Source organism: Planomonospora antibiotica (assembly GCF_014647955.1).
GTDB classification, from domain to species: domain Bacteria; phylum Actinomycetota; class Actinomycetes; order Streptosporangiales; family Streptosporangiaceae; genus Planomonospora; species Planomonospora parontospora.
Window position 1 is genome coordinate 1 of sequence record NZ_BMQE01000150.1, and the last position, 818, is coordinate 818.

General features: G+C 72.6%; 1 protein-coding gene. It reads right to left on the minus strand.

Annotated features, from left to right (window positions below):
• Window positions 1-812 (minus strand): phosphopantetheine-binding protein (locus tag IEZ06_RS37830; RefSeq protein WP_373293994.1); only part of this gene is annotated, 812 nt, incomplete at its 3' end.
• Window positions 813-818: the final 6 nt, after the last annotated feature.

An 818-nucleotide genomic window follows, 5' to 3' on the forward strand; every position in this document is an offset into this window, starting at 1 on the left:
AACACCTCATGCCGCCCCACCACATCCCCCAACGCCCACCCCAACGCCCCCACATCCACCCGCCCCACCAACCGCAACGCCACCGGCAGGTTGTACACCCCCGACCCCGGATCCAACCGGTTCAACACCCACAACCGCCGCTGCCCGAACGACAACGCCACCCCACCCGCAGGACGCTCCACCACCCGCACCCGCGGACGCACCACCCCCGACCCCTCCTCCACACGAGCAGCCAGCCCCGCCACCGACGGCGCCTCGAACACCACCCGAACCCCGATCTCCACCCCCAACACCGACCGCACCCGACCCACCAACCGCACCACCGAAAGCGAATCCCCACCCAACTCGAAGAACGACTCCTCCACCCCCACCGACCCCACCCCCAGCACATCGGCGAACACCCCGCACAACACCTCCTCCACCACCGACCGCGCCCCCCGCCCCCCACCCGCACCCGGCACCACCGGCACCGGCAACGCCGCCCGATCCAGCTTCCCGTTCCCCGTCACCGGCAGCCCCTTCAGCACCACCACCGCCGACGGCACCATGAACCCCGGCAACCGCTCCGCCGCCCACCCCCGCACCCCCGCGGGATCCGGCTCCTCCCCCGACACCTCCGGCACCACGTAAGCCACCAGCCGCTTGTCACCCGGCCGGTCCTCCCGCACCACCACCGCCACACCCGCCACCCCCGGACACCGCGCGATCACCGCCTCCACCTCACCCGGCTCGATCCGCAACCCCCGCACCTTCACCTGCGCATCCGACCGCCCCACATACTCCAGCGCCCCGTCCGCCCGCCACCGCACCACATCCCC